This window comes from Paenibacillus sp. cl123 (assembly GCF_900101595.1).
Lineage (GTDB): Bacteria > Bacillota > Bacilli > Paenibacillales > NBRC-103111 > Paenibacillus_G.
The window spans coordinates 89,016-110,860 of the sequence record NZ_FMYY01000013.1 but is presented as its reverse complement, the minus strand read 5'-3'; the positions used below and the strand labels follow the sequence as shown (position 1 = coordinate 110,860).

The window sequence follows — 21,845 nt, the reverse complement described above, 5'->3', positions numbered from 1 at the left end:
TGTGGCTCTTATGTAAATCAAGGCAGGCATTCGGTCGATACCGGACGCCTGCCTTGATTCGTCTTCTTATTTCCGCCCGTAATCGGCCTTGATCTCGCCCCAAGCCTTCGTATCCCACTTCAGAATTTTATTCGGGTACGTATTTTGGCGCAGCCACGCCTCCGCCCGGTCGACCAGCTCCCAAATCTCCTTCGTCGAAGCGTCGCGCGGCAGCGTAGAAGCCGCGGCCTTCTTGCGCACCCAACTGATGGCGGTCATCGAATCGCTGTAGATCGTCATCTTGCTGCCTATCTTCTTCAAATGGGCCAACCCGTGCACGATGGCGAGAAATTCGCCCATATTGTTAGTCCCCCGCGAGATCGGCGGATGCTGAAACACAACCTCGCCCGTGCGCGTATACACGCCCTTGTATTCCACTATGCCCGGGTTGCCGCTGCAGCCTACGTCGACCGAAAGGCTGTCCAGATCGGCTTCCTCCGAAGAGGTCGCGCTCTTCGCAGCCCCCCCGCTTCTCCCGCGTGCGCCGGTTCCTGCCGCAGCCTTGGAGGATGCGCTGAAAGCTTTCTTCCAGCCCGCGACGAACATGCGCCGCGCTTCCTCCTCCGTCTCATACGACTTGAATTTCGCTTGCGGGTACCCGTTCGTCTGCAGCTGGCACTCCACCCATGTCGTATATACGCCAGGCTTATGGCCTTCCCACACGACATACCATTTCGATTTTGCCACGAATACCCTCCTTGTTAAATTGCTAGTGTGCGGCGGCGGCGAAAGCCGCGACCGGCGCGCCTGGCGGGCCCGCTTTCGCGGCTTCCTACATCCATCCGCGGCGTGGGCTCGACTGTTGCAACTCCAATACTTCCCCTGGCGCAGGCTCGACGTTGCAGCCCCCTCCATCCGCTAGCAAGCCCAACTGGCGCAGACTTCACCGTTCGCCAGCATGGGCTCTGTTCGCCGCATTTCCGGAGCGCCCTGCTTCAGGAGCCGGCGCCTGACGTTAGTCCCGCGCGCCTGCACGTTCTTTGAAAAATTCGATAAAATACGTCCCATACTTGAAAAACTTCGCTTCCCCCACGCCCTTGATCTTGAGCATCGCCGCCGGATTCGTCGGCATCACGCCGCACATCTCCCGCAGCGTGCTGTCGGGGAACACGATATACGGCGGGATGCCTTCGCGCTTTGCAATTTCAGAGCGCAGCTTGCGCAGCTCGTCGAACAGCTCGGCCTCAACGTCCTGCACGAGCGGCGCAGCCGGCTTGCTGCGGATGCGCTGGACGACTCGCGCTCCATCCGGCATCAACACTTCCGTCGCTTTCGGCGTCAGGCTCACAGTCGGGTATTTGCCCTCGGCCAGCTGCAGATAGCCCTCGGCGACCAGCAGCTGGATCAGGTCGACAATCTCCTTCTCCGTCCGCTGCTTCATCAACCCGTAGGTGCTCAACTCGTTGAAGCGGAAGTCGAGCACCTTCTTGTTGCGTGAGCCCTTCAGCACCGACGCAACCAGCGTAACGCCAAACCGCTCGCGCATGCGCCTCACGCAGGAGAAAATCTGCTGCGCCTCCAGCGTAATATCGGTGAGCTCCATATCCGGGCTGGCGCAGTTGCTGCACTGTCCGCAGTCCCGCTCCAGTTCGCCGCCAAAATACCGGACGATGTAGCGCTGCAGGCACTGTGTCGTATGGCAGTAGTCGGCCATCTGCTGCACGCGCCGGTATTCCTGCTGCTGGCGCTCCGGCGCGGCGACCGACTGTTCAATCAGAAACTTCTGGATCAAAATATCCTGAGGGCTGAACAGCAGCAGGCAATCGCTCGGCTCGCCGTCGCGGCCGGCCCGTCCGGCTTCTTGGTAATACGACTCCATATTTTTCGGCATATTGTAGTGGATGACATACCGCACGTTCGATTTGTCGATCCCCATTCCGAAGGCATTGCTGGCCACCATGACGCGCACCTCGTCGTACAGAAACTGCTCCTGCGCCTCCGCCCGCTCCTTATCCGTCATCCCCGCATGGTACCGGCCCGCCGACACGCCCTGCCGCTTTAGAAACTCGCAGACCTGGTCGACCTCTTTGCGGGTAGCCGCATACACGATGCCGGCCTCTCCCGCATGCTCGCGGATATAGCCCGTCAGCACGTCGCGCTTGTTCTCGCCCTTCACGACCGTGAAGCTAAGGTTCTCGCGAGCGAAGCCGGTGACAAATACGCCCGGCTCCTGCAGTTGGAGATGCCGCACGATATCCGCCTGCACCTGGTCTGTCGCCGTCGCCGTGAAGGCCGCGATCCGCGGACGCTCCCGCAGCTTCGCGATCAGCTCGCTGATCCGCATATAGCTGGGGCGGAAGTCATGTCCCCACTGCGACACGCAGTGCGCCTCGTCGACCGCAACCATCGGCACGGTCAGCTCGGCCAGCAGGCCGAGGAAGCGCTCCGACTCCAGCCGCTCGGGCGCGACATACAGCATTTTATACTCGCCGCGAGCCGCTTTGCGGATGCGCGTCTCCACCTGCGAGTACGACAGCGAGCTATTGATATATGTCGCGGATACGCCGATGCTGTCCAGTCCGTCCACCTGATCCTTCATCAATGAAATCAGCGGCGATACGACGATCGTCGTTCCTCTCATCATCATCGCAGGGATCTGGTAGCAGATCGATTTGCCTCCGCCCGTCGGCATGATGCCCAGCGTGTCCCGGCCTTCCAGGACGCTGGCGATCACCGGCTTCTGCCCCTCGCGGAAATCCGAATATCCGTAATACTTGCGCAGCAGCTCGCGCGCGTCCTCCATCTCAAGAGGGCCCTGCCGCATCTCCGCCGGATCTTCCGGAGGCGCCTCCACTTCAAACAACCCGTTCCAATCCCATTCCATCAGCCGTTCTCTCCCTCCTCTCTTGATCCCGATCCCCCAAATCCGGTAAGTCTGGACACGAAAGGTTCCCCGTCCCAGCTTACTTCTGTGACCGCCTTCCGGCTCTTCACATCCGGCTCCTCCAGCAGCAGGAAAAAGTTAGCCGTCGGCAGCTCGCCCAGTCCATGCTTGGCCGACAGCTTGTCCAGATACGGCCGCATGCTATCGGCCGGTCCCGATAAATTCCCGCCGGCCGATGCGAAGGCATACAATGCGCTGGCTACCGGCACCCGCTTCACGCGGAAGCTTTCCGAAGCCCGCAGAAAAAAGTCCCAATCCCAATAGTGATATACCTCGGTATCAAACGGTCCCAGCCTTTCATGCAGCTCCCTCCGGTACAGGCATCCGGAAGCTACGAAGGTGGAAAACTTCCTCATCGCCTCCAGATCATGCTCATAGGCGAAAATAAACCGGCCGGTCGGACGGCGCGTCCCTTCGACGACCGTATAATCAAATATTTCCACATCCGAATATACCAGATCGCTGTCCTGCAGCTCGCGAACCATACGCTCCACATGCGCAGGCAGCAGCAAATCGTCATCATCGCAAAGCAGGATGTACTCCCCGCGGACGGCCGTTAAGCCCAAATTTCGCGCCGCCACATGCTTTCCGTTGCTTTCCATAGTCAACACAAGCGTATCCAGCTCGGGATATAATGCCGTCACACGCTCCACCGACTCTCCCGCATCGTTCACAATAATAATCTGCAAATGCGGATACGTCTGTCTGCTAAGCGATTCGAGCAGCTCCCCGAGCGCCTCAAGCCGATTGTAAGTCGGTATGATAACCGATACGAGCGGCTGTGTATCCATCCCGCTTCCCCTCGCCTTTCTGATTGCCTCTATATCAACTATACCGGAATATGCTCAAAAGGAAAACTGCTCAGCCTTGGCGATAAGGGCACAAACTTGCCAGAAGAGGTAGGAATCCTTACAGAAAATAGGAGAGAAAGCCCGTGGCTTCAGCCGCGGGATGAATCGGCTTAGGACAAGGGATAGCCTTTAGGCTGTTTTAATTGTCCTACATGGATACACGAATTTGTTGTAGCATATCCATCAAACTGATACCATGTTGGTATGGGACAATCGTACAGAACTACTAAAACGACCGTATCATTAATCAACTATCATGTTGTGTTTTGCCCGAGATACAGGCGTAAAGTGCTAGTCAATCAGGTAGAGACTCAGTTCAAGCAGCTTGCCCAGGGAATATGCGCTAAAACGATTGGGTACTTATCGCAATGGAAGTGATGCCCGATCATGTGCCTATTCTTCTGAATGTCCTGCCAACTGACTCTCCCGCTGAAGTCATGGCGAAATTGAAAGGAATAACTTCTCGTCGTCTCCGTGAAACGTTCAACCACCTGAAGCATCTGCCTTCTCTTTGGACACGTTCCTACTTTGTCAGTACGGCAGGAAACGTTTCAAGCGAAACCATCAAAAGATATGTGGAAGAACAAAAGACGAGGGGGTGAAGACATGCAGACGGTCACTGTTCAAATTCGCCTATTTCCATCCCATCCTTCTGTATTGGTGAATATGGGCAATGAATACATTCGGACGGTTAATCTTTTAACGGAGCAAGCCGAAGCATCTGGAACGTTTCCGAAGCTAACCTCAAAGAACATCGATGCGAATTTGCCCTCTGTCGTAAAGAATCAACTTATTCGAGATGCAAGAAGTATCTTCCAGAAGTCCAGGAAGAACAAGAAGCGTCCCATTCTAAAAAAGCGAGTGTACTACGTCAACAATCAGAACTATACGATTGGCGACGATAGCGTTTCTTTTCCTGCCTGCATAGATGGCAAAGTGCAACGTCTTGTTGTTCCTGCGTACATTGCCGAACGTGAGAGAAATATGCTTGCTAACAGCAAGCAAGGACTTCTTCGAGTCGTTCAGAAGTCAAACAAGTGGTTCGTTCATGTATCCGTTGAAAAACCGACCGGGCAAGCGACAGGAACAGCAGAAATGGGTGTTGATCTTGGCTTGAAAGTTCCAGCGGTTGTCGTGACATCAAACGGAAAGACGAAGTTCTTCGGCAATGGACGCAAAAATAAATTCATTCGCCGCACGTACAATGCCAGGCGGCGTAAACTTGGAAAACGAAAGAAGCTCTCTGCCATCCGAAAGCAACGTGGCAAAGAGAGCAGGTATATCAAAGATCAAAACCACAAAATCAGTCGCCAGATCGTTACTATGGCGCAGAGAGAGCACGTGTCGGTCATTAAACTGGAGAAGCTCTCAGATATTCGCAAAACGACAAGAACAAGTCGTAAAAACGCCAAGAATCTGCATAGCTGGTCGTTCTATCAATTGCAACAGTTCATTGCCTACAAATCGGCATTAGCTGGCATCCAAGTCATAGAAGTTAATCCAGCGTACACGTCACAAACATGCCCATCCTGCGGTGAGCGTAATCAGGCAAAAGATCGAATGTACCAGTGTTTTTGCGGATATGCAGCACATCGAGATCGTGTCGGTGCGATCAACATCATGCGTCAACCTGTGGCAGATGGCGTTCGTCCCAGGCTTTCTGGAAAAGCTGTGGGGGAATAGTCTGTCAGCCTGAATAGCTATAGGCTCTGATTCAGGACGGGCTATTGAACTAGCCCTTAACTTAGCAGCGGAAGCAGCGGAAACGGATGCGACCAGTAAACTAGCTAAGAATCCCACGCCTTCAGGCGTGTGGAGGTTCAAAATATGTTAGAAATGCTCAACTACATCTCTTTGTCTGATTCGTCACCCGGTCACAAACACCATTTATTGCTTGCAAGAAGAAAGGAGCCATACGTATGCTGCTCGAACAACCGGAATGGGGAGTCTTCTGGCAATATATTTTATTGTTTTTTCTGGCGGCCGCCCCTTGGTTGGAAGTATTCCTTGTCGTCCCTCTCGGCATCGCATGGGGTTTGCAGCCCGTGTCCGTCGCTGTTATCGGGTTTGCAGGCAACTGGATTCCCGTCCTGCTGATCGCCCTGTTCTTCCATCAGTTCAAGGCCTGGAGAATCCGGCGCAAAGCCCGCAAGGAAGGCCGCGACCCTCATGAGGTGGCATTGGAGGCCGCCGCTGCGGAGGAACAGGCCGCTTCAAAAAAACGGCGCCGGGCGCGCGGCATCTGGGAGCGCTACGGCATCCCCGGCCTTGCCCTGCTCGCACCGGCCATCGTCGGGACGGATATCGCCGCGCTGCTGGCGCTGTCATTTGGCTCCAAGCCCCGTTGGGTGCTCCTGTGGATGACGGTCAGTCTCGCCTTATGGACAATCGCTCTTGCAGTAGGCACCGTTTACGGCCTGGATTTCGTCGGTTGGTTTCAGAGGAAGGATGCCCCCGCATAAACCGTTCTCATTGTCCGTTTCGTCGGATTGATGTCCTGCGGCCATAGAGTGCGACTGCCCCATGCAGCGCACTCTTTCTGCTGTCTTCTTGCCGCCATGCCTATCGTCGAACCGCATGTATGGCATCTGCGGCAAATTTCTCGAAAACCCGCCCAGGAACCTAGTGACCGCAAGGAAATATAAGGGCTACAGCGACTACCTAGGTTTCTATCCGCAGGGAAAATATTTTTCGGCTCATGTAGGGAATTTCGCTATCTCATGTAGAATTAGTTAGAATCAAAAACAGGGTCAGTTGATCGAGAGATGCGTGAAAAATGATGACGATGCCTGAGTAAACGCCAGAGGCGAAGTCGGGACAGAAGTCAGGGCGAGAGCGGGGCGGAAGCGGGGGAGGTTAATTTACTCGCTTGCTAAGCCCTGTATCTATGCTGTTAAAGCACGGACTTTTCGTTCCTCTCCCTTCATGGGTACGTCGCGACGTCTATTTTCTCATCGGCAGCCCTAATGTGGTAAGGGAAAAAACGTATAGCATGCGCCCCAATGACGGGTAAAAGGCGAGAGTTGGACGGTTTTTCGTATATCATGCACCCCAATGGCGGGTAAACGGCGGGAGTTATACGGTTTTTCGTACATCATGCGCCCCACTGGCGGGTAAACGGCGGGAGTTATACGGTTTTTCGTATATCATGCGCCCCAATGGCGGGTAAAAGACGGGAGTTGGACGGTTTTTCGTACATCATGCATCCCAATGGCGGATACAAGGCGAAATTGGTGGGGATTATCCGCTACCGTTTAGCTCACTCATTTGTCCGAGCCCTGAGTAGTAGCGCTAAATAGCTTACAAGGACGGAGGTTTTATGCATGGCGTGGAAAACCGTTTACGAAACAGAGCATGTTACCCTAGTCGTTGATCAGGAGAAATCGCTCGTGATGATGGAGACGAGCAGCGGCGGCTATCGGCCCCGGTATGTCACGCTGCATTGGTCGCCCGAGCAGCTGGATGCGATGATTGATGCGCTGCAACTGGCGCGCCGCGAGCTGGCTGAGCCCGGACTGCCAGACTAACCGGAAGCCCATTTCCATGCAGAAGGATTTTGCCTGGGATGTGGAGCGCCAATCAGGTCCATGCTATGATAAAATTGGAACGTCAACCCACGATCGTCCGGCAATTATCCCGCTATTTCTCTTAATGAAAGCATGTGCTCCATCGGAGGAACATCCTATGCTCAGGCCACAAAGACTCTCCTCGCAAATGAGGTCCTATCGGGAAATTCAATCAACTTAAGGAGGTTTTCAGCATGCCGCCTAGATCCAAAAAACAACCCGCTCCTCTCGCAAACGCAGATGCATCCGCAGGTGCGGACAAAGATACTGCCACAGTCGCCTCCGCCTCAGCTCCTGAGACGGCGACGGCATCCGAGCAAGCTGCATCGCCGGCCCGCCGCCGCTCCGCTTCCCGGCAATCCGCTGAAAGTGCCGTCGCCATCAATGCCGTGGAAGCTCCACCGGCCGTTGACGACACGGTGCAGCCTGCTGCGACAGACACGGCAGCCGCTGCAGACGCCCCCGCCCATACTGAGGGCGCAAACGACGGGGTAGACTCCCCGGCGGCCGGGGAAGATGCAGCATCGCCGGCTGCAGACATGCACGCTTCTGTGAATGCTCCGGCTGATCAGTCTGAACCTTCGGATGCCGCCGCCCAAGAAACGGCCGAGCTTGTGCCCGCTGCAGACCTGGCTGTCCCTTCACATGAGGAAGTCGCCGTCACGGCAGAAGCAGAACCCGCGGTAACCGACGCGGAAGCGGTCTCTGCTGTAGACATGCCTTCCGCCGTGTCCGACAGCCAAACGTCCCGTCCGCGGCGCGGGCGGAAACGGCGTCAGCCCCTTGAGGCGGATGCTTCGGCTTCGGACTCAGCTGCGAACGCCAACGCCAAGACTGCCTCAACGCGCAAACGTTCAAGCGGGCGTCGGGCTGCGGCCGCATCGAAGGAAATGACGTCGGCCGCGCCGGAGAACTTCGACCCGGCTTCCGGCGCTATTGAGGCCGAGGTAGTGAAGCCTGTCCGCACCCGCGGACGCAAAAGTGCCGGAAAACCTGCGCCAGCCCCCATCGTAGAATCGGCGGACAGCCGGATTTTCTCCGAACCGGAAACGTCGGCATCGGCTGAGCAGCCGGAAGCGGCCTCTCCTCCGATTGAGCCGCCCGCCGCAACCGGAACTGGCTCCTCCCGATTGTCCGAGTCAGCTTCCGAAGCTGCCGACGGCCGGCTGCTGGAGCTGCTGGGCAGCGAGCTGAAGAAGAAAGAGCGCAAGCAGACGCATGAGAAGGACGGGGTTCACATCCGCAAGGATCTGAAGGAGCGTCTGGATCAGGCTTGCATGAACCGGAGCAAGGGCTTCAAAACGCTGCTGCTGAACTATGGCTTGGAGAAAGCTCTGGACGAGCTGGAGCGCGTGGAAGCCGAGAACCGCATCACCGAATAGCCGCATAGACAAATCATACGGCAAACAGGCAGGAGCCAGCTTCGACGGCTCCTGCCTGTTTGTTTGCTTTTTGCCTCGGCCGCTGTTAGATCGGAAGCAGCGCCACCTGATCCCTTTGCCGCAATTCTTGAACCATCCGGTACCAGGAATCCGGCTTTTCGCTCAGCGCTGAATAGTACGTTTCGAGAAACGTAGCGACGAGCTGCGCATCGACCGCTTGAACGCCTGCATCGTCTATGGGCATATAGCAGAATTCAAGGCCATGCACCGCCTCGCCGTCAATCTGCCAGGACGGGTGGACGTACTCCAAATCCAGCTTCAGATAGCCGAGATGCGCCAGCACTTCGCGGCGCACAACCGCATTCATCGCCTTTACGCCGCCGAACGCAAGCCCTTCCGACAGCTCGGGATTATAGATCTCAGCGAACATGCCGTTTAGCTTGCCTCCGGCCTCCGCGGCGGTCTGACGCAGATCGGCCATACGTCTGCCGGCAAGAAAGGGGCCGATCCCCTTTCCGTCTTTCCCGATGATCGTGAAGTCGGTCATCGCGATCTGCATATCCCGGTAATACCGGTATTCCGTTGCGCCAACGACCTTTCCTTCTTCAATGGCTACAAATACGCGTATGCCCGGGTCTTGAAGCGGCTCGGCCCAAAGCTCGTAAGCCAGCACTTCCTCGGCCGGGAATACGGCCTGCATCAAGGCGTGCATTTGTGAGAAATAAGGATCTTCGATATGGGTGATGCGATGATATTCCATGGATGCTCCGCCTCCTTTTCCCCTACAGCTTACCGCTTAACCGGCCACTCGTCAAATACTCCGATGTAGCCCGTCCGGCGAAATTCCCTCCCTCTCTTCACGATCAAGCTTGTAATAATCAAAAATGATTTGTTACCTAAATGAAATGTAATTTTCATCTCCCTTTAAGATTAAGCGCCTATAATAGAACTCGACCCCCTTTTTGATTATATATATTCCTTAAGGTCCGCTGCCGGTTGGCTGCGGGCCTCTTTCTTTTCGTTCAGAAGCCATGGCGGGGATTAGCGGTCCTGCTGCCGGCTATGCTCCTTGGAGTGGACAGAGCTGGGGACCGCTCATTAATTTCCCATTAAAAATAACCTCTCCGTACAACGGAGAGGTTATTGAGCAGGAATTTATTGAAGCAGGCGTTCTTCCATCCCTTTGACCAGAAGCCGCTTGCCCGCTGTCGTCCGGTAAAACAGGCGCTCCAGCAAGCCAAACAGCGTCCCGCTTATCCAGTACAGCCCGAGCGCAATCGGCGCCCGCCAAGTCACGAATAAGGGGATCAGCATCATCAATATCCCAATCATAACCTTCTGCCCCATGCTCATCGAGGGAGCCGCCGCGATATCAGTCAGCGGGATCAGACTTAAGGCGAAGGACAACATCCCCGTGATCAGCGGAATGAGATGGAACGGATCAGCCGCGGCCAAATGCGGAACCCATGGGACCAGCAGGGATGTCATTGTGCTGCCATGTGTGAGGAACAGGCCGTACATAGCGCTGAGTATCGGCAGCTGAAGCAGCGCGCCGGTGAAAGGCGCAAACGGTCGGTAACCATGCTTTTGATACAATTTATTCGTCTCTTGCAGGAGCTCAGCCGGATTTTGTCCGTGCAGATCTCGCAATTTTTTCAGTTCCGGATTCATGACCGCCGACCGGACCTGCTGCCTGGCGGCAGTCAGCTGAAACCGGTACAAAGCAAGCTTGACGAGCACGGTCAGGACGATAATGGCAAGTCCCCAATCTTGAAACACACGGTCGAGGACGGATAACATTTCGGCAAGCAGGGAAATAATCGGTTGAAACCAGGTATACATAGGATGCTCTCTCCTTTTCGTTCGTCACCCTTCAGGTTGACGATATGCGGGTCAGCGACTGGCAACCGCAGAGAGAGAAGGCGCATCCGGATTATCCGAGGAAAGGGGCGGCCGCTTGCGGCGGATGAAGACGATGCGCCTCGTATGGCCGGGCAGGTCGTGACTTCCCATGATCAGCGCCCAGCATGAAATTTTGTACGGCATATCGCAGCTTAAACTGCGAGAGACTGTGCCCATCCAAGGCGCTACGGCCCATACGGTGAAACCCAGCATAAACACAAGCAGCGGCATATCGATCGGCCATTCCATCTTCATCCCCCCTTTCTTCGCACAATATTAGCTCAGCGGCTTACTTAGCCAAAGCCAGCTTGCGGTATTTCAAATAGCTGGCCACTCGCCATGGCACGATATACCCGACCGCAATCAAATAAAAGAGCATCCCCAGCTCTGCCGGGTCCAGCCCGGACAAGTAGCTGCGCAATGCGAGACGAAGAGCGATCAGAGCCACAAGAACGACCATGAAAGCCTTGCTGCGCTTGGCGTAGATGAACCCGTCATCCCGGCGTTCATAATTCGTAGTCATAATCATCGGCACAGACAACACGGCCCCGCATAGCAAAGAGAGAATGACTTCCTTGGTCGAAAGAACCAGCTGCGGATTGAATAAGCCCAGTAGGCCAAAACTTAAGAAGAGCAGCGGCAGCAGAAGCCTGTACCCTTTTCCCCGGATAGGGCGGGAAGCGGCTTTCATTCTGCGCCAGAAGATAAGCCCGGCCACAAACACCATCATGACCATTGCACCGGATTGCATGATTACTCCCTCCATCCCCCACTATCTTTCCTGTATTGTATCACAAATAGGCCGTTTCGTGCGCCTTGCTTCGCTTGATACATCTTCCACACGACTCGGCTGCTTCACGGCTTGACCTGACCGCCGTACCTCATTAAGCTAAAAATAGACTAAATAATGCGGAGGAACTAACGATGAGCGAGGATTCATTCGAAACACGACCTGCGCCGCTGCCGCGCGAGGTATATGAAGACCAGGACGCGCTGGAGGCCCATGAGCGTGAGAAACAAGGCTGGGCGGAGGACGCTTACCAGCAATTTGTGCAGCAAGGCGGGCTGGAGCGGCTTCCCGGCTTAGGCAAACCGCTCCGGGTGCCTACCGGCGATATTCTCGACTCCGTGCTGCGCAATGCCAATGTAAAGCCGCCTTGGATCATGCTGAGAACCGAGATCGGCAATCGTATGGCTCAAGCGCTGAAGTTCATGGAGAAATCCCGCCAGCATCCGGAGCTTCATGACCTCCTGACTGAGATCAATAAACAAATTATTGAGCTCAATGCGCTGGCCCCGAGCCGGACCCTGCATCGCCAGCTGATCGGCAAGGACAATCTGCAGGAGCAATATACGCGCTGGTATGGCAAATAACGTGGGCAAGCCCCAAGCAATTCTCCGCCTCGCAGCCTCTCCGGACAAACGGCGCCCCCTGCTAAGCGCATAAAACCCCTGCAGACTGCCCGATTCTCGGTGAAGCCGAGAAGGCAGCCCGCAGGGGCTCAAAGCGAAGCCTATTCGATCATCTTAGAAGCTTTCATGAATCGTCTGATGCTCAAGCGGCAGCCGGCCTGTAGGTCTTGCCGGCTTGGCGGCTTTGCCGACCGGGATCATGACAACAGGCACATAACGCTCCGGAATGGAGAATTCGCGGATCAGCGCCTTGGCATCGTAACCGCCCATCGGTACGGTATCGTAGCCCTTGGCTTTGGCAGCCAGCATCAGCTGCTGGGCGGCAAAGGAGGCATTGCGAATCGCTTCATCGCGGGCAAGAACGGGATTGTTTGCGTAGGCTCCGTCAACCTGCTGCTTCATCATGCTGCGAATTTCCGGAGTTGCTTGCTCGTACACCTGCTCTGCCACCTTGTTGGCTTCCAGATCGCCAAGTACGACGATGACAGCCGAAGCGTCGACCACCTGCTGCTGGCCGTAGGCAATCGGCAGCAGACGCTCCTTGCCCGCCTGTTCGCGGATAACGAGAAAACGCCAGTGCTGCAAATTCCAGGAAGACGGGGCGCTGGAGGCCAGGGTCAGCAGCTCGTTCAGTTCCTCATCGGACATCGTGATACCCGGCACATATTGTCTGACCGAATGGCGGGACAGCAGGAACTGCTCGGCGGAAAACACCGTTTCTACTTGTTGACTCATCATATCCACTCCTTTATCTCTCTAACATTCTGCTCCTATCGTATCATAACGAACTTACTTTAGTAAAGCAAATAATTTTACTTCATGAACTCCGCTATTATGCCCGATATGGCAAATATAGCGTAAAGGTGCTCCCCTGCCCCTCTTGGCTGTATAAGGACAAATGTCCGCCCAGCAGCTTGGCCAGCTCCATGCTGATCGACAGACCGAGTCCCATCCCGCCATACTTGCGACTGATCGAGCTGTCCGCCTGACGGAAAGCTTCGAAGATCAGCCGCTGCTGCCCCTCGGCGATCCCGATCCCGGTGTCGCGGACCGAGAAAGCGATCCACCGATCAATCTGGTCCGGGCGATCGTCCTCCGCCCAGCGGATATCGATCACGATGGTGCCTTCATTTGTGAATTTCACCGCGTTGGAGACAAGATTCCGCATAATCTGATGCACCCGCAAACCGTCTGTCCACAGCAAATCAGGCAGATTGGGGTCCATTCTCGTTTCGAAGGCCACTTTCTTGCGCTCCGCCTCCTCATGATACTGATGATGCAAAATATGCGGGATCTCCGCAATATTAGTTTCCCCCAAATCGATGTCCAGCTTGCCGGCCTCCACCTTGGACAGATCCAGAATATCGTTGATCTGGCGCAGCAGGTCCTCTCCCGAAGTCCGGATAATAGTCAGATAGTCCAATTCCTCCTCCGTCCATCTCCCCTCATGCTGATCCGCAAGCAGCTGAGACAGCAGAATGACACTGTTCAGCGGAGTTTTCAACTCGTGGGACATATTGGCCAGAAATTCCGATTTATAGCGCGAAGCCAGAATAACCTGCCTTGCCTTCTCCTCGACAGCCGCCTTGGCTTCCTGCAGCTCTCCCTTTTGCACCAGCAATTGGTCGAGCGAAAGCCTCAGCTGCTCCGTCCGCACCCTCTCCATATAGAAGTCATACAGCATGAAGGCGAAGAAATAACAAAGCACGATGCCGAGCGGAAACGTAAATGGAAAAATGGACATGATGTAGGTAGAGGCGGGCAGCACGCCGAAAATCGCAAGATTAACCGCACTCAGCAAGTTGATGGACAAAATGCCTATGCTAAGCTTCCACCACAGCGTCCTCCCGCTTGCCCGGAACCGGATATTGAGCTCCATGCAGGCCAGCCCCAGCAAGGTCATATTGAAGCAGCCTACGAGCGCCGCTTCGCTGTAGCCGAACGTCAGACGGCTCAAGCCGATGCCGATGCCGATAACCGTTAGCCACCCCGGTTGACGGAAAATGAATATGGCTATAATCAGCGGCACTATTCTCAGGTCGAATATGACATTCTCATTCAGACGCAATCCGAACAGCATCGTCAGCCACCCGGCGAAAATGAACAGCAGCGCGAGCGCAGCCGACCGGCCCCGCTCCGGTATGATTCGGCTGAGCCCGACGCGCTGCAGCACATATTTGTAGACCAGATTAAACAAAAATGCAAGCGTAATCAGCAGGCTGATGTTAATAAAAAAGGTTTGATAGAATTGCATTTGTATCCTCCGGTCCGGTACCTGACGCTCGTCTTCATCCGCCTCACCCTGGAAAACCCGATTAATCCGGCTCGAAATTATTCGTCCCTTCCCAGGAAAAGCGCTTACATTCCTTATCCATTTGCTGTAAAATGAAATTATCCTGTCTGGATAAGGAGTGATAGCATGTTCATGCGCACGTCCGAATTTTATGAGAATTTACCCGCCAAATGCTGTACCAGCTGTCAGGAGCCTCTTGAAGAGATGGCCGATTGCTACAGCTCCACCTGTCCCAAATGCCGCGGCGTCACCTTTTATCCGCTCAGTCCCATCCATTCCGTACCGCCCGACAATCCCGAAGCTTAAATCGGCAGGAATCTCGCATCACAAACGAACGCCCCGGAAGGGGCGTTTGCTTGTGTTATGTTGTATTGTCATCCGATACAGGCTCACCCAAATATCCGTTACCAAGCTTCACGCATGGATTCACGTACCGCCACGGCAGGTCTCACAGCAAGCCCCGCCCCTTCGCTGCCCACCGGCAGCTTCAGCATCACGGCCCATGCCCGGCGAACCGGCTGCTCCCGTCTGAGTCTGCCCGCTTTGAGCCGCATCTCCTCCAGCTTGGCCTTGGATTGCGCCAGCTCCAGCAGTTGGTCAAGCAGCCTGCGGTCCTTCGAGGCCCTGATCGCAACGCCCGCCTCAACGAGCGCCTTGGCATTCTCTTCCTCCTGACCGGGGATCGGCTTATACAGCAGCATCGGGAGGCCGGAGGCGATCGCTTCGGAGGTCGTAAGTCCTCCGGGCTTGGTCAACAGCAAGTCCGCAGAGCCCATCCAGCGGTGAACCTCTTCGGTAAACCCGAGAATTCGCACATGCGGAGTCGGCATAGAAGCAAGCTCTTTCTCCAGCAGCCGCCTGGCTTTCTCATTGCTCCCGCATAAAAACACCAGCTGCAGCCGCTCCCGCACAAGCGGCGAACGGATTAAGGACCTCGTTTCCTCCGTCATCAAGCCCCAGCCTCCGCCCATGACCAGCACGACCTGCCGCTTGGGGTCCAGCCCCAGCTCAGAGCGGTAGGAGGCCCGGTCTCCGCCTCCGAAGAAGCTTGTCCGAACCGGAATGCCCGTGACGCTGATACGGGACTCGGCGATGCCCCGCTTCTCCAGCGCGCGGGCCACTTTCTCCGATCCGACCAGGAACAAATCGGTATGAGGCTGCACCCACAGCGCATGATCCGCATAATCGGTGATCACGGTGACCAGCGCCGCAGAGCAGCGCCCCTTCTCCTTCAACAGCGAGACGGCTGCCGCGGCCAAGGGGAAGGTGCAGATGACCAGATCGGGCTGTTTGGCCTTCAGCAGCTCCTCCAGCCTGGACTGGCCCAGCCTGAGGAAGGAGCGAGCCGCCGCCGACAACTCCATGCTCTCCCGGGACCTGCGGTAAAAATACCCGTAGAGGAACGGCAGCTTCTCCACCCCATGCAAAAATCCGTACTTAATAACAGGATGCAGGAGCGTGTAGACCTCCTGCATGTAATCGACGACCTCGGTCTCTACCTGCGGCCGGCCGACAGCACCGCGAGCCTCCGCCAGCGCCCGCGCCGCCTGACGGTGACCGTCGCCCAGGTCCCCGGTCAAGATCAGGGCGCGGATGCCCGGCCGCCGTTTGTTGGGTGTAGACATCGTTACGCCTCCTGCTTTCGTCCGTTTCATTTCCTCATCTAATCTCATTACCCATAAATCCCGCATTGAAACAAGCCTTGGGATAAAATCTAACATTTTTCTGTTCATTTATAGTACCATATTTAACCAGACGAATATATAGCTTCTCCTGAATCTGGCGGCGGCTATGCCTTTTGGGGATAGCCTGGCCCCTATCGCCTATGATAGACTAAGCTGGGTTTTATATACAGCAGAAGCATACATTATCTATTTCACAATGAAAGGACGAGCATGAATATGAAAGAGCTTGACTGGCTCAAAACATCCGCGGGCCTCGCGGCTCTGACCGTCGTCAGCGTACTGGTGTACAGCCTGTTGACCCGTCTGTCCGGCTCCGGCTATTATGACTTTCTTCTCTGGAATCTGTTCCTTGCCTGGATTCCATATATCTTCTCATCGGCCGCATGGGTGCTTCGCGGACGTATGTACCGGCTCCCGGCTATCCTGTGGGCGCCTCTGGCCGCGGCGTGGCTCCTCTTTCTTCCGAACGCCCCTTACATCCTGACCGACCTTATTCATCTCACGATACTCAAAAACAACTACGCGGCGGACGGCTGGTATACGTTCCAGTATTGGTACGACATGCTCGCAATTCTCCTCATCGCCTGGAACGGGCTGCTGCTCGGATTCGTCTCGACGTATCACTGGCATATCATGCTGCGCGAACGTCTCGGCGCCCTGCCAGGCTGGGCGATGGTCGCAGCGGTATCCTGGCTGTCGGCCTACGGCATCCTGCTTGGGCGTGAATACCGGCTGAACAGCTGGGATGTGCTGACAGGCACCGAGAAGCTGTGGCGCTCCCTGCTGGACAGCCTGGAGCCCCAAGCGCTAATGTTCTGCGGGCTGTTCGGCCTGCTCCTGCTTGCCGTCTACGCGACGCTTCACCTCTTGCTTCACAACGCGGAACGTCCGCGTTCCTACCGCTAGAGCAGCATCCGCCTCGTGGCGAACGGCCCCGGGCTTCTCCGGCGCCCGTCGTCTAGCCTAGCCCAATAAAAATCTCCGCGGCCCGATGCGAGCCCTCACCGGGTACGCTCCGGCAGGCGGCGCTCCCCAGCCCGCTTCCGCGGAGCCTGCGGCCAACCCCGGGTGCTGCCCTTGCTCCGCCGGAAGGCCGGCCAGCACTTGCAGGTAGTCGAAATCCGGATATGTCGCTTCATTCAGCAGATAAGCGCTTTGCGTAGCGAAGAGCACCCTGTGCCTGTTCAGCCGGGTGATGATGCTGCTACCGGAAGTAACGCCTATGCCATGGCCGAAATAACCGCCCTCCGGCATGACGATGACATTCTCCCCCTGATACTGCATCTGCCGCGGGTCTACCTGCGGATTTTTGAAGTACTGCACATCGCCGGGGAACGCTTCCCCTTGGCCCTTGACTGTAATCAGCCGCAAGTCCGCATCATGGTTCCAGGAGTACAAATACAGCCGTCCGAAGGAGCGGTCGAACGCCTCCCGGCCGATCGTATCCAGCACAGCTTTATACAAAATAATAATGATCGCCGTCGCGCATTCAAACGCATACAAGGGTCCGTTCGCATAAATATCTTCGACCGCAGCAGACGGGCTCACGCCGGGCCTCAGCTCGAAGCCGCCGTTATAGGTCAGCGACCAGTACCGCTCATTGCAGCGCGACAATTCGAACACCTCGAACGCCGCTCCGCTCACCCCGAGCGCTCTCGCGCTGGCTATAATGGCGCTCCTGGCCTGCAGCTCGAAGCGCAGCGCCTCCATTGAAGCATAATGAAACGGCGTCCTGCTGCTGCGCTTGCGGGCGTAGATATCCAGCTCCACGCCGGTTACGCCCGGGATGAACGGCGGCGCTTCCGCTCCCTGTATATAGATCATCTGCAGCCCCTCCTCCGCTAGAGGGGCCGGGATAATGCGCCCCTCGCTACATCTTATGCGGAGAAAGCGGCATTCAGGCCAATTTCCGGCTGCCGGTGTAATACCGGGCAGTCGACGGCAAATGGTCAACCTAATCCATCTCGTAGATCGACCCTGACTTGCTGGCGAACAGCTCAGTATACACTTTCTCGGCGTATGCGTCCGTCATCCCCGAAATATAGTCGGCCACCAGTCTCGGCCAGGACCAGCCGGCAAGATGGTTCTCATAATTCTCGACCCAATCGGGAGGAAGAATAAGCCTGCCCTGTTCCGGGACGATAAAGCTTTCCCACAGTCGGCGTATCATAATCTCGCTGCGCTTCTGCAGCCGCTGAACGCGGAAATCCTTGATCAGCGTAACCCAGGCGAGCTTCTTCAGAATTTCCATCGTCCGGTGCAGTTCCAGATCCTGCTGGCCGTCGCGCACGAACGTAATTTTTTTCCAGCCCTTCGCCGGATCGTCAATCATCCCGACCCGTCCGGCGAAAGTGCTGACCCAGCGCGCCTTCATCTCTCTGCGGGTGCGGGAGGCTTCTCGGTCGCAGGCCGCATATATTTCCTCCCATTGCTCCAGATAGGAGGTAAGCACTTCCTTGACCATAACAGGAATATCCACTTGATCCCAGCCGATATCCGAGTTGCCGTGATCGTTCACAATCTCCTGAACCAGGTGGCCGATGAGCCGGCTGTCTTCGAAAAATGTCCGGTTCATCTGAATTTTGCCCGCCCGGATGCCGTCCTCGATATCATGGGTCGAATAGGCAATATCGTCGCAAAGATCCATCAGCTGAGCCTCCAGCGTGGAGCAGCCCGCCGGCATCTTCCACCGGTCGCGGATCAACCCGATGCCGTCCGTCCACTCCATCCCGTACACGCCCTTGAGTCGATCAGGGTCATCCAGGCAATACGGATATTTATTAATCGCCAGCAGGACGGCCGCCGTCAGATCCAGACCGCTTCCGCTGCCCGCCCGCTTCTCCAGAAACATCAGAATGCGGAAATTCTGCGCATTGCCCTCATAAGCAAGCCCGTATTGTTCAGCCAGCAGATCGTTGAGCACCTCCTCGCCCTTGTGTCCGAAGGGCGGATGGCCCAAATCATGCGCCAGCGCCGCGCATTCGACAACGGCTTGATCCAGAATCAGACCCGGGTGCTCCCGGCGCTCCAGCAGCGGATACTGCTTGTTCATGCGCCTTGCCGACTCTCTGGCGATCTGGGATACCTCGATGGAGTGTGTCAGCCTTGTCCGGTAATAATCGCCCGTGCCGGCTCCGAACACCTGAGACTTGCCCTGCAGCCGTCTGAAAGCCGGCGACTGGATCAGCCGCGCATAGTCCCGCTCATACTCATCCCGTTCCTCGCTGAAAGTGCCGTGAGTCGGTTCGTCCAACCGAAATTGGCGCAAATCCATCTTGCTTCCTCCTAGACATCCCCGTCGTTGCCCGCAGCTGCCAGAGCTGCAGCCATCCCGGTACGACCGAATTGATTTTGTTGCAAATTGTACCACACTTGGAGCGGCGAGAGAAAGCGGCAAGCCTCCTCACGGGAGAAAAGGTTACATGGACATCCTCAGGCATCCTCATAGGTCGTGCGCTGGCTGCTCAATTACACCAGCCTCGCCTTGCCCAGCACGTTGATTTTTCACTTCATCGAGCGAAGCGGGCACGTTTCGCTCCTAGACCGCCCGCGAGCTTGGAGCTGGTTGCCCGGCCGCGTTTCGGCCTTTTAAGCACGCCGGCGGTTTCCAATCACCGGAGTTCACACGCTCCGAGATTGCCAAAAAGCCTGGCAGCGACCATCAAGATCGCCGCCAGGCTTATCGGGCTAGACGCCGCCGGACACGACGGCCGTTCAAAGGCGCGCGCTGCGCCCGTACGGGACCAGCCCGCTCCGTAGCATCCCTGCCGCCCTCTGTCCTGCCGCAATTGCCGCGGCGGGCGCATTGCTCAGCAGAGCTTATCGCACCGGCTGTGCCGGCTCTTGATCGGAGTCTGCCTCCGTCTCCGCTTCGGCAGCAATCCCCGATGGAGCTTCAGGCAGCAGATCATTGAAATATTGGGCGATGTACCGCTGACCGAACATTTCATCATACTGCAGCTCACGGTACACCTCCGCATCATCCTTGATGGATGGCGGAAGCTCGTTGTACAGCTGTCCGTCGGCGGCTACGACCAGATTGCGCAGGATGCCCGGCGCTTTCTTGGACAGCTCCAGCTGATACGCCCATGCCGGAGGCAGCTCCATCCCTATCCGGTCCAGCACATAAGCGCCAAGGAAGGAGCTGCTGATCACAGGCACTGTTTCCTTCGGCATATAAAAGTTGGACCAGGTGACAAGCGGCACGCTCTGCATCTTCTTCAATTCCTCGAGCGACCATTGCTCCGAACGATTGGTAGAGATGAAACCCGCCTGCGCGTACACATCATAGTCGTACCCCAGCATAGGCAGATGGTCGCCGTAGAATACGATAATCGTCGGCTCCGCAGACTGCTCGAAATGGTCGATCAGCATCTGCAGGCTTTTATCGGCATCCCGAACCCCTTGCGCATAAGTAGCCAGCGTATCTCTGGCCGTATCCGTCTGCATGCCCTTTACCGTAATCTCCTGATCGCCATACCGGCGGTCATCGTACGGACCGTGATTTTGCATCGTCACCGCGTAGATAAAGCTTGGCGCCTCGCTGCTCTCTACCTCGTTGATGATGCGGCGGGATACTTCGTCGTCCGAGATAAAGGCGCCCCGGTATTCCGGAGCCTCGAAGCCCGACTTGCTGATGAACTGGTCGAAGCCCATATGCCGGTATACCGACTCCCGGTTCCAGAACCAGCCCTCATAGGAATGAATCGCCGTGCTGGTATAGCCCTTTTCTTTGAAATAGGAAGCCAGACTTGGCAGCGGCTTGGATATATATTGCTGATAAGGCACCGAACCGGCCGGCAGGAAGCTCATCGATTGTCCGCTGAGCACCTCGAACTCGACATTGCTCGTGCCTCCGCCGAACTGCGGAGACAGCATATAGCCGCCGGTGCTCTCCTTCTGCAGGCGGCGCACCGTAGGCAGCGGGTCCTGGTCGAACGTAACGCCCGGAAGCAGCGTCGGGTCCCAGAACGCCTCATTCATAATAAAGATGACGTTAGGCTGCTTGACGCTCTCCCCGCCCCCTGCACTTGCCACGACCGCCTTGGCCTGACGGTAGCCGAACATCTCGTTCAGACTTTCGGCCAGTCCGCGCATAGCCGTCTCCGTGTAGCCCGGAGGGCGCTTGACGATCGTATTTTTCACATTCATCGTGAAAGCCACAGCGAGCCCGTTCTCCGCATAATTCTCGGACTGATTCCACACGATCTCGCCGGCGCCGGCCTTGTATACCAGCGTCTCGCTCCACGCCGCGCGGACCCCGAAGCCGTACAGCGCAACTACGCACAGCAGCCCTACGGCGACACGGACCGGAACCCGCATCCGGCTTCTCGGGAGCTTGGTCCCGAACAGGAACAGCAGCACAGCCGCCAGTCCGGCCAGACAGAGGCGGATGACCGCTTCCCGGCTCGTCACCAGCGGAAGAATATTCATGCTTTCTTTATTAAGGAAAATATCCCACGGGAAAAATGGCTCGCCGATCAGCTTGCGCTTGAAATAGCTCACCAAAGCGACGAGCGCGAGCAGCGCCGCACTCAGTGCTGCGGCGCCCGAATAGGCGCCGCAAATCGCATAAAGCAATAAAAAAACGAGCATGGCAAGCAGCCCGTTCAACGCGAATAACTGGGGATGTGAGAAGATCCACGTCCAAGTTTCGGACAGAGATCCACGATGAAGAAGCTCCGCGCCAGCTGCCAGAAGCAGCGGAAGAACAAGGATCGCCGTGCATAGGGCGATGGTGTGGACCGCCCGGGTATATACGGGTTTTCCCCGTCTGCTCCGGCCCTTTCTAGAGGTCGTACGCACCCTGGTCACTCTCCTATCGGCCCGC

20 protein-coding genes and 1 pseudogene are annotated in these 21,845 nt (G+C 56.4%); 8 read left to right on the top strand and 13 right to left on the bottom strand.

Annotated elements, in window-relative coordinates:
• Positions 1-66: 66 nt before the first annotated feature.
• The 3 genes from rnhA to BLR08_RS19440 form a co-directional block, all read right to left on the bottom strand.
• Entirely contained in the window at positions 67-726 is a 660-nt protein-coding gene (gene rnhA / locus BLR08_RS19450) for a ribonuclease H (protein ID WP_072333700.1), read from the bottom strand.
• 268 nt (positions 727-994) lie between these two features.
• Complete coding sequence (gene recQ, locus BLR08_RS19445) at positions 995-2,803, bottom strand: DNA helicase RecQ (protein WP_256257721.1); 1,809 nt, start codon at positions 2,801-2,803, stop codon at positions 995-997.
• A gap of 59 nt (positions 2,804-2,862) precedes the next feature.
• On the bottom strand, positions 2,863-3,714 hold the full coding sequence (locus BLR08_RS19440; protein ID WP_072333697.1) for a glycosyltransferase family 2 protein: 852 nt from the start codon (positions 3,712-3,714) through the stop codon (positions 2,863-2,865).
• Between the two features lie 264 nt (positions 3,715-3,978).
• On the opposite strand from BLR08_RS19440, the pseudogene tnpA reads away from it, so the two are divergent.
• The 5 genes and pseudogenes from tnpA to BLR08_RS19415 all read left to right on the top strand — a co-directional run bounded on the left by tnpA (position 3,979) and on the right by BLR08_RS19415 (position 8,722).
• Positions 3,979-4,376: pseudogene (tnpA, locus tag BLR08_RS19435) on the top strand (IS200/IS605 family transposase).
• A gap of 4 nt (positions 4,377-4,380) precedes the next feature.
• Positions 4,381-5,457, top strand: coding sequence for an RNA-guided endonuclease TnpB family protein (locus BLR08_RS19430; RefSeq protein WP_072333691.1), 1,077 nt, complete (start codon positions 4,381-4,383; stop codon positions 5,455-5,457).
• Between the two features lie 236 nt (positions 5,458-5,693).
• On the top strand, positions 5,694-6,236 hold the full coding sequence (locus BLR08_RS19425; protein ID WP_072333688.1) for a small multi-drug export protein: 543 nt from the start codon (positions 5,694-5,696) through the stop codon (positions 6,234-6,236).
• Between the two features lie 861 nt (positions 6,237-7,097).
• The gene (locus BLR08_RS19420) at positions 7,098-7,301 is read left to right on the top strand and encodes a hypothetical protein (RefSeq protein WP_072333686.1); all 204 of its coding nucleotides are present in this window, start codon (positions 7,098-7,100) and stop codon (positions 7,299-7,301) included.
• 233 nt (positions 7,302-7,534) lie between these two features.
• Positions 7,535-8,722, top strand: coding sequence for a hypothetical protein (locus BLR08_RS19415; RefSeq protein WP_072333683.1), 1,188 nt, complete (start codon positions 7,535-7,537; stop codon positions 8,720-8,722).
• Between the two features lie 85 nt (positions 8,723-8,807).
• Here the strand turns inward: BLR08_RS19415 and BLR08_RS19410 are convergent, their stop codons facing one another.
• From BLR08_RS19410 to BLR08_RS19395, 4 genes are all read right to left on the bottom strand, one after another.
• Complete coding sequence (locus BLR08_RS19410; protein WP_072333680.1) at positions 8,808-9,482, bottom strand: GNAT family acetyltransferase; 675 nt, start codon at positions 9,480-9,482, stop codon at positions 8,808-8,810.
• 395 nt (positions 9,483-9,877) lie between these two features.
• On the bottom strand, positions 9,878-10,564 hold the full coding sequence (locus BLR08_RS19405) for a YidC/Oxa1 family membrane protein insertase (protein WP_072333677.1): 687 nt from the start codon (positions 10,562-10,564) through the stop codon (positions 9,878-9,880).
• 51 nt (positions 10,565-10,615) lie between these two features.
• Positions 10,616-10,873, bottom strand: a complete 258-nt coding sequence (locus BLR08_RS19400) for a hypothetical protein (protein WP_072333673.1) — start codon at positions 10,871-10,873, stop codon at positions 10,616-10,618.
• Positions 10,874-10,913: 40 nt separating this feature from the next.
• On the bottom strand, positions 10,914-11,375 hold the full coding sequence (locus BLR08_RS19395) for a cytochrome c biogenesis protein CcdC (protein WP_072333669.1): 462 nt from the start codon (positions 11,373-11,375) through the stop codon (positions 10,914-10,916).
• A gap of 173 nt (positions 11,376-11,548) precedes the next feature.
• Here BLR08_RS19395 and BLR08_RS19390 point away from each other — a divergent pair, with 173 nt between their 5' ends.
• Positions 11,549-11,998, top strand: a complete 450-nt coding sequence (locus BLR08_RS19390) for a DnaJ family domain-containing protein (RefSeq protein ID WP_072333666.1) — start codon at positions 11,549-11,551, stop codon at positions 11,996-11,998.
• Positions 11,999-12,151: 153 nt separating this feature from the next.
• Here the strand turns inward: BLR08_RS19390 and BLR08_RS19385 are convergent, their stop codons facing one another.
• Both BLR08_RS19385 and BLR08_RS19380 read right to left on the bottom strand, forming a co-directional pair.
• Entirely contained in the window at positions 12,152-12,772 is a 621-nt protein-coding gene (locus tag BLR08_RS19385; RefSeq protein ID WP_072333651.1) for a nitroreductase family protein, read from the bottom strand.
• A gap of 97 nt (positions 12,773-12,869) precedes the next feature.
• On the bottom strand, positions 12,870-14,291 hold the full coding sequence (locus BLR08_RS19380) for an ATP-binding protein (protein ID WP_072333648.1): 1,422 nt from the start codon (positions 14,289-14,291) through the stop codon (positions 12,870-12,872).
• 165 nt (positions 14,292-14,456) lie between these two features.
• On the opposite strand from BLR08_RS19380, the gene yhfH reads away from it, so the two are divergent.
• Entirely contained in the window at positions 14,457-14,636 is a 180-nt protein-coding gene (gene yhfH / locus BLR08_RS19375; RefSeq protein ID WP_072333645.1) for a protein YhfH, read from the top strand.
• A gap of 98 nt (positions 14,637-14,734) precedes the next feature.
• Here yhfH and BLR08_RS19370 read toward each other — a convergent pair whose 3' ends face one another.
• Positions 14,735-15,955 carry an MGDG synthase family glycosyltransferase gene (locus BLR08_RS19370; RefSeq protein ID WP_072333642.1) on the bottom strand — a complete coding sequence of 407 codons (1,221 nt, stop codon included), beginning with the start codon at positions 15,953-15,955 and terminating at the stop codon, positions 14,735-14,737.
• A 270-nt stretch (positions 15,956-16,225) separates the two neighbouring features.
• On the opposite strand from BLR08_RS19370, the gene BLR08_RS19365 reads away from it, so the two are divergent.
• Positions 16,226-16,921 (top strand): DUF1361 domain-containing protein, encoded by a 696-nt coding sequence (locus BLR08_RS19365; protein ID WP_083537358.1) that lies wholly within the window; start codon positions 16,226-16,228, stop codon positions 16,919-16,921.
• A gap of 57 nt (positions 16,922-16,978) precedes the next feature.
• On the opposite strand, the gene BLR08_RS19360 is transcribed toward BLR08_RS19365, so the two are convergent.
• From BLR08_RS19360 to BLR08_RS19350, 3 genes are all read right to left on the bottom strand, one after another.
• Positions 16,979-17,839, bottom strand: coding sequence for a protein-glutamine gamma-glutamyltransferase (locus tag BLR08_RS19360; RefSeq protein ID WP_072333638.1), 861 nt, complete (start codon positions 17,837-17,839; stop codon positions 16,979-16,981).
• 130 nt (positions 17,840-17,969) lie between these two features.
• The gene (locus BLR08_RS19355; protein ID WP_072333635.1) at positions 17,970-19,289 is read right to left on the bottom strand and encodes a deoxyguanosinetriphosphate triphosphohydrolase family protein; all 1,320 of its coding nucleotides are present in this window, start codon (positions 19,287-19,289) and stop codon (positions 17,970-17,972) included.
• A gap of 545 nt (positions 19,290-19,834) precedes the next feature.
• Positions 19,835-21,820 (bottom strand): LTA synthase family protein, encoded by a 1,986-nt coding sequence (locus BLR08_RS19350; RefSeq protein ID WP_072333632.1) that lies wholly within the window; start codon positions 21,818-21,820, stop codon positions 19,835-19,837.
• Between the last annotated feature and the right edge of the window lie 25 nt (positions 21,821-21,845).

What these genes read in the sequence shown, in the direction of transcription:
- recQ (WP_256257721.1), bottom strand. Translation starts at nt 2,803, where the DNA reads ATGCGGCAGGGCCCTCTTGAGATGGAGGACGCGCGCGAGCTGCTGCGC.
- BLR08_RS19440 (WP_072333697.1), bottom strand. Translation starts at nt 3,714, where the DNA reads ATGGATACACAGCCGCTCGTATCGGTTATCATACCGACTTACAATCGG.
- BLR08_RS19430 (WP_072333691.1), top strand. Translation starts at nt 4,381, where the DNA reads ATGCAGACGGTCACTGTTCAAATTCGCCTATTTCCATCCCATCCTTCT.
- BLR08_RS19425 (WP_072333688.1), top strand. Translation starts at nt 5,694, where the DNA reads ATGCTGCTCGAACAACCGGAATGGGGAGTCTTCTGGCAATATATTTTA.
- BLR08_RS19420 (WP_072333686.1), top strand. Translation starts at nt 7,098, where the DNA reads ATGGCGTGGAAAACCGTTTACGAAACAGAGCATGTTACCCTAGTCGTT.
- BLR08_RS19415 (WP_072333683.1), top strand. Translation starts at nt 7,535, where the DNA reads ATGCCGCCTAGATCCAAAAAACAACCCGCTCCTCTCGCAAACGCAGAT.
- BLR08_RS19410 (WP_072333680.1), bottom strand. Translation starts at nt 9,482, where the DNA reads ATGGAATATCATCGCATCACCCATATCGAAGATCCTTATTTCTCACAA.
- BLR08_RS19405 (WP_072333677.1), bottom strand. Translation starts at nt 10,564, where the DNA reads ATGTATACCTGGTTTCAACCGATTATTTCCCTGCTTGCCGAAATGTTA.
- BLR08_RS19400 (WP_072333673.1), bottom strand. Translation starts at nt 10,873, where the DNA reads ATGGAATGGCCGATCGATATGCCGCTGCTTGTGTTTATGCTGGGTTTC.
- BLR08_RS19395 (WP_072333669.1), bottom strand. Translation starts at nt 11,375, where the DNA reads ATGCAATCCGGTGCAATGGTCATGATGGTGTTTGTGGCCGGGCTTATC.
- BLR08_RS19390 (WP_072333666.1), top strand. Translation starts at nt 11,549, where the DNA reads ATGAGCGAGGATTCATTCGAAACACGACCTGCGCCGCTGCCGCGCGAG.
- BLR08_RS19385 (WP_072333651.1), bottom strand. Translation starts at nt 12,772, where the DNA reads ATGAGTCAACAAGTAGAAACGGTGTTTTCCGCCGAGCAGTTCCTGCTG.
- BLR08_RS19380 (WP_072333648.1), bottom strand. Translation starts at nt 14,291, where the DNA reads ATGCAATTCTATCAAACCTTTTTTATTAACATCAGCCTGCTGATTACG.
- yhfH (WP_072333645.1), top strand. Translation starts at nt 14,457, where the DNA reads ATGTTCATGCGCACGTCCGAATTTTATGAGAATTTACCCGCCAAATGC.
- BLR08_RS19370 (WP_072333642.1), bottom strand. Translation starts at nt 15,955, where the DNA reads ATGTCTACACCCAACAAACGGCGGCCGGGCATCCGCGCCCTGATCTTG.
- BLR08_RS19365 (WP_083537358.1), top strand. Translation starts at nt 16,226, where the DNA reads ATGAATATGAAAGAGCTTGACTGGCTCAAAACATCCGCGGGCCTCGCG.
- BLR08_RS19360 (WP_072333638.1), bottom strand. Translation starts at nt 17,839, where the DNA reads ATGATCTATATACAGGGAGCGGAAGCGCCGCCGTTCATCCCGGGCGTA.
- BLR08_RS19355 (WP_072333635.1), bottom strand. Translation starts at nt 19,289, where the DNA reads ATGGATTTGCGCCAATTTCGGTTGGACGAACCGACTCACGGCACTTTC.